The organism is Verrucomicrobiia bacterium (assembly GCA_019634625.1).
Classification (GTDB): domain Bacteria; phylum Verrucomicrobiota; class Verrucomicrobiia; order Limisphaerales; family CAIMTB01; genus CAIMTB01.
This window is the reverse complement of record JAHCBA010000061.1, coordinates 1-14200: the sequence shown is the minus strand read 5'-3', so window position 1 is coordinate 14200 and position 14200 is coordinate 1. Positions and strand designations below refer to the sequence as shown.

The following is a 14200-nucleotide window of genomic DNA, read 5'->3' as shown; positions in this document are numbered from 1 at the left end:
CCCGCGCGACCGAGGAAATCAGAGGCTACCCGACGGCGACAGCGAAACAACGCCGAATTTCCGGGCCGGCCACAGTGCGATGCATCCCGGAGTTGCGGCTGAGGAGGCCGCGAATCGGAGGGACGAGCTCCGCGAGTCCTCGACCCAACGCTCCACACCGTTGCGACCTCGTGGAACGCAACCCCCCGATGCCACGCGCCGCGATGCTCGCACCTCCCCCCACAATTCCGCGTCGCACGGCCATCCTCCCGCCCCCGGAGCTTGGCGGCCCTCCCGGGGAGTGCTAGACCTCACTCCATGTCGATCTCCCGACCCGGCGTCCCGAGCCTCGCCGCCCTTGCCCTCCCCTTCCTGCTCCTCGCCGGAGTCCCCACCCACGCCGCCGAACCCGACCCGGACCTCGACCTCGCCCGCCGCCTCAACGCCGCCTTCGTCCGCGTCGCCGAAACCGTCTCCCCCGCCGTAGTCGTCATCAACGTCCAGTCCAAGCGATCCGCCTCCTCCAACCTCGAAGGCGACGGCTTGTTCCGTTTCCTCCCCGAGGAACTCCGCGAACGCCTGGAACAGGAACGCCGCCGCCGCCCCCCCGAGGAGGATCAGGGCTCCGGCGTCATCCTGCGCGACGACGGCTTCATCCTCACCAACGGCCATGTCGTCCAGGACGCCGAACGGATCCAGGTCCGCCTTCGGGACGGACGCCGCTTCCCCGCCGAAGTCCGCGGCATCGATTCCGAATCCGACCTCGCCGTCATCAAGGTCGAGGCCGCCAACCTCCCCGTCGCCCGCCTCGGCCGCTCCTCCGAGGTCCGCGTCGGCGAGTTCGCCATCGCCATCGGCGCCCCCTTCGGCCACGACTACTCGGTCACCTTCGGCCATGTCAGCGCCAAGGGCCGCCGCGTGGCCGCCGACATGGTCATGATGGACCAGGACTTCATCCAGACCGACGCCAGCATCAACCCCGGCAACAGCGGCGGCCCCCTCGTCAACATCGAAGGCCAGGTCATCGGCATCAACAGCATGATCCGCGGCCTTAATACCGGCATCGGCTTCGCCGTCCCCATCGACCTCGCCCGCGAAGTCGCCGAACGCCTCATCGAAACCGGCCGCTTCACCCGCTCCTGGCTCGGCATCAGCATCGCCAACCTCCGCACCGCACCCGAATCCCGGCCCCCGGACGTCCCCGTCGAGGACGGCGTCGTCGTCCTCGACATCCTCCGCCAGGGCCCCTCCTGGGGCTCCGACCTCGAAGCCCAGGACGTCATCGTCTCCATCGAAGGCGAACCGGTCCGCAATGATGTCGAACTCAAACGCCAGGTCAGTCGCCGCCCCCCCGGCCAGCCCATCCGCGTCGAAGTCTATCGGGGCGACAGGAAACTGCCCCTCACTGTCACCCCGGGCGAACTCCCCTCCGACCGCCTCACCGTCGCCCGCCGTCCCGCCCCCGCCTCCCCTCGCGCCCCCGAACCCGTCGCCGCTTTCGGCATCACCGTACTGCAACTCGACGCCTCCAACGCCGACCGTGTCGGCCTCGCCCCGGGCGAAGGCGTGCTCGTGGTCTCCGTGGACGCCGACAGCCCCGCCGCCCGCCGGCGCATCCGCGAAGGCGAGGTCATCACCAAGATCAACCGGCGCCCCGTGCGCAGCCTTTCCGAATTCGCCGAAGCCGTGCGCGATGCCGACCTGACCCGTGGCGTCAGCGTCACCCTCGTCAACGAAATCGGACGCCGCTTCGAAATCCTCCGCTCCACCGGGGACTAGCCGGCACCCCGTCGTTCGAGGCATTTTCCGGAGAGTACCAAGAGCGCCCGCGTCGGACCGGCTGCATGCATCCGCGACCGTACAAGCCGGATCGACGGTTCGATTTCGCCGGTGGCTGCGTGAATCTCGCGCCCTCGCGGTTCCTTTCGCGGCGACTCGGGCTGCCTCATTGCCGATTGCCGCCGGCGAGTCGGTGGGTTAGACAGCCCCGGCCATGCGGTTCATCGCGAGCGTCATCGACAAGCTCCAACGCCATCCCAAGCGGATCGTCTTCCCCGAAGGCACCGAACCGCGCGTCCTCCTCGCCGCCCGGCAGTTCCATTCGCTCCGCCTCGGTGTCCCAATCCTCCTCGGCGACCGCGGCCGCATCAAGGATCTCGCCGCCAGCCTCAACGTCTCGACCGAGGGCATCCGCATCATCGATCCGGAACGCGCCGACGATCTCCCCGCCTACGTCGCCCGCTACGAACGCCTGCGCCGCCTGAAAGGCATCGACGAACGCGAGGCCCGCGAAATCCTCCTCAAACCCAATTTCTTCGGAGCCATGATGGTCGCCATGCACGGCGCCGACGGCTTCGTCTCGGGCGCCAACGAAATCTCCGGAAGCGTCCTGCGCCCCCTCTTCCAGATCATCAAGGTCGCCCCCCTGGCCACCACCGCCTCGAGTTGCCTCATCATCGAGGTCCCCGATTCCCGCTTCGGCGAAAATGGCGTCATGTTCCTCGCCGACTGCGGTGTCATCCCCGATCCCACCGTCGAGCAACTCGCCGAGATCGCCATCTCCACCGCCCGCCTCGCCCGCCAGCTCCTCGGCAAGCCCCCGCGCGTGGCCATGCTCTCCTTCTCCACCCGCGGCAGCTCGCGCCATCCCTCCGCCGGCAAGGTCGCCGCCGCCTCCGCCCTCGCCCAGCAACGCGCCCGCGAAGAACGCCTCGACCTCGACCTCGATGGCGAACTCCAGGTCGATGCCGCCCTCATCCCCGAAATCGCCGCCCGTAAACTCCCCGAAAGCCGCGTCGCCGGCCGCGCCAACGTCCTCATCTTCCCCGATCTCAATTCGGGCAATATCGCCAGCAAAATGGTCCAGCATATCGCCCGGGGTAACGCCTACGGCCAGATCCTCCTCGGCCTCGACCGCCCCGCCGCCGATCTCTCCCGCGGTTCCAATGCCCACGATATCCTCGGCGTCGCCGCCGTCGTCGGCCTCCAGTCCATCGAGTACTCCAATCTTTACCCCGAAGCCGGTCAGACCCTCCCCGGCGATTCGCCCCAGCCGTAGCCCCCAAGCCGCCCCCGATGCCCAGTAACCGCGATACGCCGCGGGTGTTCGTCGCCGCCACCCGCATGAACGACGGCAAGACCACCACCTCCCTCGGACTCCTCTCCGCCCTCCAGCAGCACCACCCCCGCATCGGTTACATCAAACCCGTCGGACAACGCTTCGTCGCCGTCGAGGAACAGAAGATCGACGAGGACTCCGTCCTCATGCAGCAGGTCTATCAGATCCGGGCTCCCCTGGTGGACATGAGCCCCATCGCGGTCGAACCCGACTTCACCCGCCGTTACCTCGAATGCGCCAACAGCGATGCCCTCGTCCGTCGCATCGAAAAGGCCTTCGACCGCGTCGCCTGGGAAAAGGACTTCGTCCTCTGTGAAGGCACCGGTCACGCCGGCGTCGGGTCCGTCTTCGACCTCTCCAATGCCACGGTCGCCCGCATCCTCGGCGCCAAGGTCGTCGTCGTCACCCAGGGCGGCATCGGCCGGCCCATCGACGAACTGGCCCTCAACCAGGCCCTCTTCGAACGGGAGGGCGTCCAGATCATCGGCGTCATCCTCAACAAGGTTCTCCCCCAGAAAATCGAGCAGATCACCGACTTCGTACGCCGCGGCCTCAAACGCCGTGGCCTCCGCCTCCTCGGCGTCATCCCCCACCTTCCCCTCCTCTCCAGCCCGACCCTCGCCGCCATCCGCGAAGATCTCGACGCCGATGTCCTCAATTCCCACGCCCATATCGACAACATCGTCGAACGGGTCGTGGTCGGCGCCATGAGCGTTCACCACGCCATGCACCACCTCACCCCAGGCGCCCTCGTCATCACCCCAGGCGACCGCGAAGACATCCTCCTTGCCGCAGGGGCCTCCCTCAATCGCTCCAACGGCGCCGGCAACCTCTCCGGAATCATCCTCACCGACAACATCCGCCCCTCCGCCGCCGTCACTCGCATCGTCCGCGAAATGCCCTTCCCAGTCCTCCTCGCCGAGGGCGACAGCTACCAGGTCGCCTCCCGCGTCCACGACCTCACCGTCAAGACACGTCCCGCGGACACCCGGAAAATCCAGATGATCCGCGACCTCGTCTGCCAGCACGTCGAAGTCGCCGCCATCCTCGACAGTCTCTGACCTCATGGCCTCGCTCCCCCTCAATCCCACCCTCGCCAACCTGCCCGTCTATCAACCGGGCCGCCCCATCGACGAGGTCGCCCGCGAACTCGGCCTGCCCCCCGCCGACATTGTCAAACTCGCCTCCAACGAGAATCCCCTCGGCCCCTCCCCCATGGCCCTCGCCGCCATGCAGCGGCTCCTGCCCCACCTCCACCTCTACCCCGACGGCAATGCCTTCCACCTCAAACAACGCCTCGCCCAACGCCTCGATCTCCAGCCCGAAAATCTCATCCTCGGCAACGGCTCCAACGAGGTCATCGAGTTCGTCGGCCATGCCCTCATGCGCCCCGGCGCGGAGGTCGTCGTCTCCCAGTACTGCTTTGCCATCTACCCCATCGTCGCCGCCATGATGGGCGCCCGCACGGTGGTCGTCCCGGCCCGCGACTACGGTCACGACCTCCCGGCCATGGCCCGCGCCATCTCCCCGGCCACCACCGTGGTGTTCGTCGCCAACCCCAACAACCCCACCGGCACCCTCGCCGCCCCCCAGGCCGTCCTCGATCTCGTCGAACAGGTTCCCCCCGCCACCCTCCTGGTCCTCGATGAAGCCTACCTCGAATTCCTCGACAACCCCCTCGACCTCCTCCCCCGAATCCGCCAACGCCAGGCCCCGAACCTCTTCCTGATGCGGACCTTCTCCAAGATCTACGGTCTCGCCGGCCTCCGCCTCGGCTACGGCATCGCTTCCCCCGATGTCATCGCCTCCCTCGAACGCGTCCGTCAGCCCTTCAATATCAACGCCCTCGCCCAAGCCGCCGCCCTCGCCGCCCTCGACGACGCCGATCACCTCGCCCACACCCGGGAAAACAATCGTCTCGGCCTCGAGACCCTCGAACGCGAACTCCGCGCCCTCGGCCTTGAAGTGGTCCCCAGCGCCGCCAATTTCGTCCTCGCCCGCGTTGGCGACGGCCAGCGCGTCTTCCTCGAACTCCAGCGCCGCGGCATCATCACCCGCCCCATGGCCGGCTACGGTCTTCCCGAGTTTCTCCGCGTCTCCGTCGGAACCCCGGACGAAAACTCCCGGTTCCTCGCCGCCCTCCGGGAAATCCTCCACTGATCTCCCCCGTCGCCCGAGTTCGCGCCCCCCAGCCCCCGGATTGATGGGTCTCTTGGGCCGGCTCCCGGCCCAAGCGCTGACACCCCCCATCCCCCATCCCGGCCACACACCGGCTCAACCGCCATCCTCCAGGCTCAGTCGCCCTTTCAAACCCGCCCACAATCGCCCCAGGCAAACCTCAGGAGTGTGCCCGGATGTGGAGACGGTCACCGTCGCCTCGCCGGATCGCGGCTCCTCAAACGGGTACTCCATCAACCCGCCCAACTCCCCCGCCGCAGCCCGACGATACAACCCCTTCGGATCCCTCCGAATGCACTCTTCGATGGGCGTGTCCACATACACCCACAGCAGCCGATCCCCCACCACCCGCCGCACCAGATCCCGCTGCCTCTCCTCCGGGGCCATCGTCGCCACCACCGTCAGGATCCCCTGCCCCGCTGCCAGCAACGCAACCTCCGCAATCCGACGGTGGTTCTCCTCCCGCCCCCCCGCCGAGAACCCCAGATCGCGACTCAACCCCGTCCGCACCTGATCCCCATCCAGCAGGAAAACGGACCGGTTCCTCCGCTCCAGGGCCTCGACCAAGAGCCGTGCCAGCGTCGTCTTCCCCGCCCCACACCGCCCAAACAACCAGATCACCTCGCTCACGCCCCCAACTCTGACCTGCCTCAATCCCCCTTCCCAATCCCAATTCACCTCGCCCATCCCCGCCCGGTGCATCCCCAAGTTGTCGGTACCGAGCCAGCGAACCGGAGGGACGAGCTCCGCGAGTCCTCAACCGCACCGCTCCACACCGGTGCGGCCTCGTGGAACTCGGCCCTCCGAAGCGCCGCTTGGCGGAGTTCGCACCTCTACCCACTGATCCCCGCCCCGATGGGTAAATATTAATGTACCTGACCATATGTTTTCACGAGTCAATTACTATGTACCTGCCTTTTTGTTTTCAAAGACAACCGCTTCTTGGGTGGTCAATGGTCAATGGTCAATTTATCATACCTGTCTTTTTATATTCACGTATTCACCCCCCGAATTGGGCTTGCCACCCGACTAGTGAATTGGTCTAGTTCGCGGGCTTAGGGGATTTAATGAGTTCCCCGGTTGTCGTACTATTAACCTGTCGCTTCAGCACCGCCCCATGATCCCCCACGCCACCCCTTCCACCCGCCTCGCCTCCTCGCTGCCCCGCTACGGACTTGCCGCAGGCGCCGCTCTGGCCGGCGCCGCCCTAACCGCCTCCGGCACCGTCATCTTCGTTTCCGGACCCTCCCTGACCTCGAACGTCGATCATCCGGAAATCGAATGGGACATCGATGGCGGCGGCACCGTCGATTTCACCTTCCGATTCACCTCCCTGGGCAACGATGTGGAACCGGTGGCCTACGGTGAGGTTCATGCCGACCGCGCCCACCCCGACAACGCCTGGGTCAAGTCCGCCGCCTCGGATGCCTACTCGGTCGAAGCCCTCTCCGCCGGATTTTCGGTGGGACCCGACCTCGCCTCCGACCGGTTTCAAAACAGTTCCGATGCCATCTTCCTCTTCTACGGAGAACCTTGGGCCGGTGGCGGAACCGGATTGTCCCTGGGAGAACAGTATGTCGGCTTCCGGTTCGATCTCTCGGGCCAGACCCACTACGGATGGGCTCGCATTTCGATGACCGGCGGAGGCCCTGATACCGCCAGCGTGACCCTCCACGACTGGGCCTATTCAAGCCTTCCCAACGCGGCGCTCCAAGTAGCCGCCGTTCCCGAACCCGCCGCCACTGCCACCGCCCTCGGCCTGCTTTCCCTGGGTGCCGCCGGCGTTGCCGCCTACCGGCGTCGTCGCGGGACACCCGCCACACCGTAGAGTCGCCACGGCCGACCCAATTCCATGCCGGTCCCACATCCGCCGAAGGTCCTCCTGATCGGCTGGGACGCTGCCGACTGGCGCCTCGCGCGCCCCCTGATCGATCGCGGTGAACTGCCCTCGCTGGCCGGCCTTATGGCGGCGGGCGTCCACGGCCACCTGCGCACGCTCCAGCCCATGCTGTCGCCGATGCTGTGGACGTCGATCGCCACCGGCAAACGGGCTTGGAAACACGGCATCCACGGCTTCTCCGAGCCCACCCCCGACGGTCAGGGCATCCGCCCCGTCTCGGTTCTTTCCCGCCGCGCCAAGGCCGTCTGGAACATCCTCAACCAGAACGGATACCGCTGTAACATCGCCGGCTGGTGGCCGAGTCACCCCGCCGAACCCGTCGCCGGGGCGATGATCTCCAATCGCTATCATCCCGCCACCGTGCCCCCCGGGGCCCCCTGGCCTGTCCCTGCGGGATCCGTCCATCCCGAACACCTCGCCGCCCGGTTGGCCGAACTCCGGATCCACCCGTCTGAACTCGAAGCCGCCCATCTCCTCCCCTTCATCCCCCGCGCCGCCGAAATCGACCAGTCCACTGACACCCGCCTGATCGGCCTCGCCCATATCCTGGCCGATGCCGTCAACGTCCACGCCGCCGCCACCGCCCTGGTCGAGAACGAACCCGCCGACTTCATGGCGGTGTACTACGACGCCCTCGATCACTTCGGGCATGCCTTCATGCGGTTCCACCCGCCCCGTCTGCCCTGGGTCGATCCCCGTGACTTCGCCCTCTTCTCAGGCGTCATCGAGGCCGCCTACAAGTTCCACGACATGCTCCTCGGGCGCTGGCTCGATCTGGTCGGGCCCGACTGTGCCGTCCTTCTGCTGTCGGACCACGGCTTCCACCCGGACCACCAGCGGCGCCCTTCCCTGCCAATCGATGCCGGCGGTCCCGCGGCCGAACACGGCCAACACGGGATCTTCGTCCTCCGAGCCCAAGGAGTCGCCCCGGGACGACGCCTCGCCGGGGCCACTCTCCTCGACATCGCCCCCACGCTGCTTCACCTCTTCGATCTGCCCGCGGGACGGGACATGGACGGGCGCGTGCTGGCCGAAATCTTCACCGACCCCTGCCAACCGCTTTACGTGGACTCCTGGGAAACCCTTCAGGGCCCGCACCCCGACGGTTCCCATCCACCGGAAACGCTTTGGGATGGCGCCGGCGATGAAGCCGCCCTGCGCCAGTTGGCAGCCCTCGGCTACCTCGATCCACCCACCTGCGATCCCGGAGCGGCCCGCGCCGCACAGGACGAACTCGATTTCAATCTCGCGCTCGCCTGCCTCGACGGCGGTCGCCCGGCCGATGCGCTGCCTCGCTTCCAGTCGCTCTGGGACCGGCACCCAACCCACCCCCGCTTCGGCCTCGGTGTCGTGCGTTGCCATCTCGCCCTCGAACACCCTTCCGAAGCCCGCCTCGCCTTCGAGCTCGTCCGCCAACGCAAACACCGCGACGCCAGCCAGGCCGCCTCGGAGCTCGCCGCCCAACCCGGACCACCCACCGCGCCAACCGAACTCGAAACCCAGCTCCGCGCCCGCCTCCACGCCCGCGCCCACACCCACACCACCAATCTCCTTCGCATCGAAGCCCTCCTCCTCCGCGCCGAAGGCCGCTTCCGCGAAGCCCTCGACCTCCTCAGCCATCCCGAGGCCCGCGGCTCCTCCCCGGGACCCGCCTACCACCTCCTCCATGCCGAACTCCTCCTCGACCTCAAGGACTTCGGTCCCGCCGAACTCGAGTTCCGCAAAACCTCGGAACTCGACCCCCTCCACGCCGAAGCCCGTCTCGGACTCGCCCGCTGCTGCCTGTCCCGGCGCCGCATCCTCGAAGCCGCCGCCTTCGCCCTCGAAGCCACCGAACTCCGCCCCCATTTCCCCGCCGCCCACTACGTCCTCGGTGTCGCCCTCCATCGCCTCGGCCGCCTCGACTACGCCGAGAAGGCGTTGCGCATGACCCTCGCGCAGAATCCCCACCACGCCGACGCCCATCGCCGCCTCGCCCATCTCTACGGTCACCGCCTTCGCCACCCCGACCTGGCCCGGCACCATCTCGCCGCCGCCGCAGCCGCCCGCCGCCATCTCCGCCGCACCCGCGCTCGTCACGGCCTTCCCTCCGCCCAATCCACCTCCACCCCGGAACCCAACCCGACCCCTTCCACAGCCTCCCCGGCAATCCTCCTTTCCCGCCCCGCCCCCAAGGGCCGCTTCCGTGATACCCGCCTCGACCAGATCGTCACCGTGGTCAGCGGACTCCCCCGCGCCGGTACTTCGCTGGTCATGCAAATGCTCAACGCCGGAGGATTGCCGCCGCTCACCGATGGCACGCGGCAGGCCGACGACAGCAATCCCCGCGGTTACCTCGAATTCGAGCGCACCCGCGACCTCGCCCGCGACGCCTCCTGGATTCACCAGGCCCGCGGCCGCGCCGTGAAGATCGTCGCCCCGCTCCTCACGTCCCTCCCCGCCAGCCAGCAGTACCGCGTCCTCTTCATCGAACGCGATCTGGACGAAATCCTCGACTCCCAGGCCGCCATGCTCCGGCGCCAGAATCTCCCGCCCGCCGCCGATCCCGACGCCATCCGCTTTTCCTACCTCCGTCTGCTGGCGCAGGTCACCGCCTGGATGGAACATCGCCGCGACATGGACACGCTGTTCCTCCGCCACTCGGACCTCCTCCGGAACCCCGCCGGAGAGGTGGACCGAATCCGCTCCTTCCTCGGCGCCCACCTGGATGCCGGCCGCATGATCGCCGCCATCGATCCCGCCCTTCACCGTTCCCGCGGCAACGTCCATGGAACTCCGTGAGTTCGCCGAGCGGGTCCTCTTCGCCACCTCGCTCGAGGAAAAACTCGCCACTCCGGGCCATCTGACCGACGCCAACCCCGGCCCTGCCCTCGTCACCCCCGAAACCCCAGGACGCCCGCCACACCTCCGGTTCAAGGCCGCCCGCTCCGGTTCAACGGAATTCCCAACCCTCCGCGGCCTCGATCAGGAACGCGAACGCGGCCGGCTCCTCCACTTCTTCGCCAACCATGAGCTCCTCGCGACCGAACTCATGGCCCTGGTCCTCCTCAAGTTCCCCAATGCCCCCACGGACTTCCGCCGCGGCGTCCTCCGCACCCTCCGCGACGAACAGGCCCACACCCGCCTGTACCTCGAACGGATGCAGTCCTGCGGCATCGCCTTCGGCGAACTCCCCGTCAGCGGCCAGTTCTGGCGCGCCGTCGCCCCCATGGAAACCCCCATGGACTACGTCGCCGGTCTCAGCCTCACCTTCGAGCAGGCCAACCTCGACTACTGCCGACACTTCGCCGCCGGCTTCGCCACCATCGGCGATGCCGTCACCGCCCGCCTCCTCGACGGCATATATCGCGACGAAATCGGCCACGTCGCCTACGGCCTGAAATGGTTCCGCCGCTGGAAGGACGCCCGCCTCTCCGATTGGGAAGCCTTCTGCCGTCAGCTCCGATTCCCCCTCTCCCCCCAGCGCGCCAAAGGCATCGCCTTCAACCCCGAAGGCCGACGCGCCGCCGGCCTCGACGACGCCTTCGTCGCCGAACTCCGCGTCTTCGCCCAATCCAAGGGCCGCACCCCAACCGTCTTCGTCTTCCATCCCTTCGCCGAAGCCCGCATCGCCCGCGGCCTCGCCTATACCCCGCCGCGCCACCAGCGCCTGCTCGCCCAGGACCTCGCCCCCCTGCCGATGTTCCTCGCCCAACGCGATGACGTCGTCCTCGTCCCCCAACGACCCGCCACCCCGTTCCTCGCCGGACTTCAGGACGCCGGATTCGCCCTGCCCGAATTCGTCGAAATCGGCCCCGAAGGCATCCCCCCCCACAGCCCCCTCGCCACCCGCAAGCTCGGCCGGCTCCGGCCCTGGGCCTGGAGCCCGGAATCCCTCGACCTCCTCGCCCCTCTCCTCCCCCGCCTAACCGTCGAACCCCGCACCGCCGCACAGTGCTTCCCCGACGGCCTCGCCCGTCTCTACGGCAAGACGTGGAGTTGCCGGTTCCTCCACTCGCTCCTCCCGCGCTGGCCCGGCACCCCCTGGCTCTGCCCGGAATCCGACATCGGCACCCCCGTCGCCACCCTCGACCAGGCCCTCGCCGCCATCCACTCCATCCGCGCCCGCGGCCACCACCCGGTCCTCGTGAAGGAAGACCTCGGCACCGCCGGCGGCAACGCCCTGCGCCTCTTCGAGCCCGCCCTTCTCCCCGCCCATCGACGCTGGATGGAACGTACCCTCGAAGACGGTCGCACATTGGTCGTGGAACCCTGGCTCGACCGCCTTGCCGACTTCTCGATCCAGCTCGAAATGGGCCCCCGGGAACTCCGCCTCATCGGCTACACCGCCCTCCTCAACGATCCCCGGGGCCAGTTCGTCGCCAATCAGGCCTGCCCCGGCTGGCACCGCCGCCCCCCGGCCTCCGCCACCGCCTGGCTGCGGGATCCCATCGACCTCGTCACCCGGCTCCCCGACTGGTACCGCGAAGTCTTCTCCGCCCTCGAACCCGAACTCCGCGCCCTCCAGTACCTCGGCCCCATCGGCATCGACGCCTTCGTCTATCGCCACCCCGACGGCCGGCCCCGCCTCAAACCCATCGTCGAGATCAACCCCAGGTTCACCATGGGCCGCCTCACCCTAGCCCTCATGGACCATGTCCACCCCGGCCGACGCGCCCTGTTCAAGCTGGTCCGCCGAACCGCCCCGCGCCGCCCCGACCCCGTCTCCTCCACCCATCCCTCCGATCCCCTCCCCGACCTTGGCCCCGACGAAGACTGGCCCTCCTACGCACGCGCCCTGCGGGAACGCTTTCCCCTGCACCTTGAACCGCACCCCACTGCCCGCATTCGGGAAGGCGTCCTCTTCCTCACCGACCCCGCCCGGGCCCAGGTCTGCCTCGCCGCCCTCCACATCGCCCCCTAGAGCAACGGGGTCAAATCACTCCATTTACATTTCACCCCACCTTCCCTCTCGCGCCTTCGGATAAGCCCGCCCTTCCCGGGATCCCGCCTCAACACGCCAACCGTCCTCACCCGGCCACCGGAACAGGCCAGCGAAACGTCGAGGTCAATGGCACCCGCCGCCCGGTCGCCTGCGACTCGCGCGTTGCCGTGATGATCTCCAGGACATGCAGCGCATGCTCCGGAGTGGTCAGCAGTTCCCGCCCGGTCGCCAGACATTCCGCCGCCAGCACCGCCCCCAGCTGCCAGACGTACCGTCCGGCATCCGTGACATGCCGCTCGATCCGCGGCGACGCATGGGTGGCCAGATCAACCCCCAGCGGAGCCCAGTCGTACCCGACCATGCCCATGAACCCCTCCGACCCCACCAGCGTGATGGTGTGCCGCTGTTCGCCCGCCCCGTCGTGGCCGTGCGGGTTGAAGTAATTGAACCCCGATTGCACGTGGGAAATCACCCCGCTCCCATGATCCATCAGCACCATCGCGTTGTCCTCCTCGGTCACCCGGATCCGTCCGCGCCCCGAGATCTCCCGCTCCGGAGTCACCACGCTCACCATCGCGCTCACGCTCCGCGCGGGACCCAGCAACCCGGTGATCGAGGTGAGGTTGTACACCGCCAGATCGGGCAGACTGCCGCCCCCGACCTCATAAAAGAAGGGCGACCAGTTCGGTCCCTCATGGCCGTAATGCGCGTGCGCCGCCGCCACCCGCCCAAGCGCCCCGGCGGCCAGCTGCCGCGCCATGAACGCGAACTGCGGGCTCTCCACCGTGATCGGCGCCCCCCATAACCGCAACCCGCGCGACGTCGCCTCGCGCAGCAACTCACGCCCGGTCGCCAGCGAATTGGCGATCGGCTTCTCGCTCCACACATGACGTCCCGCCTCCAGAGCCTGCCTGTTCAAACGCTCGTGCTCCTGCATGTCCGTCAGGTTCACCAGCAACTCAAACGATTCCCCCGCCAGCATCGCTTCGATGTTCCCATGGACCTGCCGCACCCCGTGCCGCGCCGCCTGCTCCCGCGCCCTCTCCACCCGGATGTCACACAGGCTCACCACCTCCACCAGCGGACTCCGCGTCAAGGTCGGCAGGTACGAATGGGACACACTCCCGCACCCGATGATTCCCGTCCGGATCCGGCGCGGCACCGCATCCGCTCCCAACCCCGGGCCCATCCCGGCCGACAAGGCCGCACCCGCCAGCAGTGTGGTCCGGGCAAATCCACGCCGCGACACCTCAGTGGAAGTCGTCTTCATAATCAGGTTCTTCGCATTGCCACTGGCACCCGGTACCCGCCAACCGCCAATCCCCAATCCCCATCCGCGGTTCGCGATTCACCGTCTCTCGGTGCGTGTGGAATGCCCGCATCCTCCCGGTGCCCCCTGAAACCCGCAAGCCCTTCCCCGTGCCCCTGCACCGCCACGGCGCATCTCAGCAATACGGTCGCCTTTGACGACGGGACAGGAAGGCAACTGCTAGGTCTGCAAATCGTTGATAGAAAGTAATCTGCGCAAACGTTACTTGGAGGGCTTTCGGATCTCAAGCCATCCCACGTTGGAACTCGTACCCAGCCCGAAGGGCGGTACCCGTCCTCGTCCTCGAACCGGCAGGGCGATTGACAAGGTCAGGCGGGCAACGGACTTATATTAATAAGCCAGACAATTTAAAATTGAATTGTTGTTTAGTAAGACAGACAATTTGAATTGACACTGATCTTCATCGCGCATTCCATGTCCCATGCTTTCGCGCATCCGCACACTTCTGAACCTGAACCACCTTGGCACCCTTCCCGCCCCCATCACCGCATGAGAACCCCACGCATCAAGGCCGATCCCTCCCTCCCCGCGACGTACCACTGCATGTCCCGCGTCGCCGGCCGCCTCCCTCTCCTCGACGATTCCGCCAAGCACAAACTCCTCGACATCCTCCATCACCTCGCCCGGTTCTGTGACATCGACGTCATCACCTTCTGCATGATGTCCAACCACTTCCATCTCCTCATCCGCGTTCCTCCAAAGCCCCTCCCGGACTCCATCCCGGACGACGTCATCCTCGCCAAACTCGAGGACTTCTACGGGCCCAAGGCA

The 14200-nt window shown here is 67.4% G+C and carries 10 protein-coding genes; 8 read left to right on the top strand and 2 right to left on the bottom strand.

Annotated features, from left to right (window positions below):
- The first annotated feature begins 297 nt into the window (after positions 1-297).
- The 4 genes from KF833_22640 to KF833_22625 all read left to right on the top strand — a co-directional run bounded on the left by KF833_22640 (position 298) and on the right by KF833_22625 (position 5257).
- Entirely contained in the window at positions 298-1758 is a 1461-nt protein-coding gene (locus KF833_22640) for a trypsin-like peptidase domain-containing protein (GenBank protein MBX3748116.1), read from the top strand.
- A gap of 214 nt (positions 1759-1972) precedes the next feature.
- On the top strand, positions 1973-3037 hold the full coding sequence (locus KF833_22635) for a phosphotransacetylase (GenBank protein ID MBX3748115.1): 1065 nt from the start codon (positions 1973-1975) through the stop codon (positions 3035-3037).
- A 17-nt stretch (positions 3038-3054) separates the two neighbouring features.
- The gene (locus tag KF833_22630; GenBank protein MBX3748114.1) at positions 3055-4158 is read left to right on the top strand and encodes an AAA family ATPase; all 1104 of its coding nucleotides are present in this window, start codon (positions 3055-3057) and stop codon (positions 4156-4158) included.
- 4 nt (positions 4159-4162) lie between these two features.
- Complete coding sequence (locus KF833_22625; protein ID MBX3748113.1) at positions 4163-5257, top strand: histidinol-phosphate transaminase; 1095 nt, start codon at positions 4163-4165, stop codon at positions 5255-5257.
- A gap of 114 nt (positions 5258-5371) precedes the next feature.
- On the opposite strand, the gene cysC is transcribed toward KF833_22625, so the two are convergent.
- On the bottom strand, positions 5372-5905 hold the full coding sequence (cysC, locus tag KF833_22620) for an adenylyl-sulfate kinase (GenBank protein ID MBX3748112.1): 534 nt from the start codon (positions 5903-5905) through the stop codon (positions 5372-5374).
- A gap of 487 nt (positions 5906-6392) precedes the next feature.
- Between cysC and KF833_22615 the strand changes: the two genes are divergently transcribed.
- From KF833_22615 to KF833_22605, 3 genes are read left to right on the top strand one after another with little or no spacing between them, the layout of a single operon-like run.
- A complete protein-coding gene (locus KF833_22615; GenBank protein ID MBX3748111.1) occupies positions 6393-7103 on the top strand; it encodes a hypothetical protein in 711 nt (236 codons plus the stop codon).
- A 24-nt stretch (positions 7104-7127) separates the two neighbouring features.
- Positions 7128-9956, top strand: a complete 2829-nt coding sequence (locus KF833_22610; GenBank protein ID MBX3748110.1) for an alkaline phosphatase family protein — start codon at positions 7128-7130, stop codon at positions 9954-9956.
- Positions 9943-12078: a DUF455 family protein gene (locus tag KF833_22605; protein ID MBX3748109.1), complete on the top strand. Its 2136-nt coding sequence runs from the start codon at positions 9943-9945 to the stop codon at positions 12076-12078. The genes KF833_22610 and KF833_22605 overlap by 14 nt, the downstream gene beginning before the upstream one ends.
- A gap of 106 nt (positions 12079-12184) precedes the next feature.
- Here KF833_22605 and KF833_22600 read toward each other — a convergent pair whose 3' ends face one another.
- Positions 12185-13348 (bottom strand): Gfo/Idh/MocA family oxidoreductase, encoded by a 1164-nt coding sequence (locus KF833_22600; protein ID MBX3748108.1) that lies wholly within the window; start codon positions 13346-13348, stop codon positions 12185-12187.
- A gap of 570 nt (positions 13349-13918) precedes the next feature.
- Here KF833_22600 and KF833_22595 point away from each other — a divergent pair.
- Positions 13919-14200 (top strand): transposase (locus KF833_22595; protein ID MBX3748107.1); only part of this gene is annotated, 282 nt, incomplete at its 3' end.

Bases quoted from the DNA above. Each gene is read 5' to 3' on its own strand.
- KF833_22640 (MBX3748116.1), top strand. From the start codon at position 298: ATGTCGATCTCCCGACCCGGCGTCCCGAGCCTCGCCGCCCTTGCCCTC.
- KF833_22635 (MBX3748115.1), top strand. From the start codon at position 1,973: ATGCGGTTCATCGCGAGCGTCATCGACAAGCTCCAACGCCATCCCAAG.
- KF833_22630 (MBX3748114.1), top strand. From the start codon at position 3,055: ATGCCCAGTAACCGCGATACGCCGCGGGTGTTCGTCGCCGCCACCCGC.
- KF833_22625 (MBX3748113.1), top strand. From the start codon at position 4,163: ATGGCCTCGCTCCCCCTCAATCCCACCCTCGCCAACCTGCCCGTCTAT.
- KF833_22615 (MBX3748111.1), top strand. From the start codon at position 6,393: ATGATCCCCCACGCCACCCCTTCCACCCGCCTCGCCTCCTCGCTGCCC.
- KF833_22610 (MBX3748110.1), top strand. From the start codon at position 7,128: ATGCCGGTCCCACATCCGCCGAAGGTCCTCCTGATCGGCTGGGACGCT.
- KF833_22605 (MBX3748109.1), top strand. From the start codon at position 9,943: ATGGAACTCCGTGAGTTCGCCGAGCGGGTCCTCTTCGCCACCTCGCTC.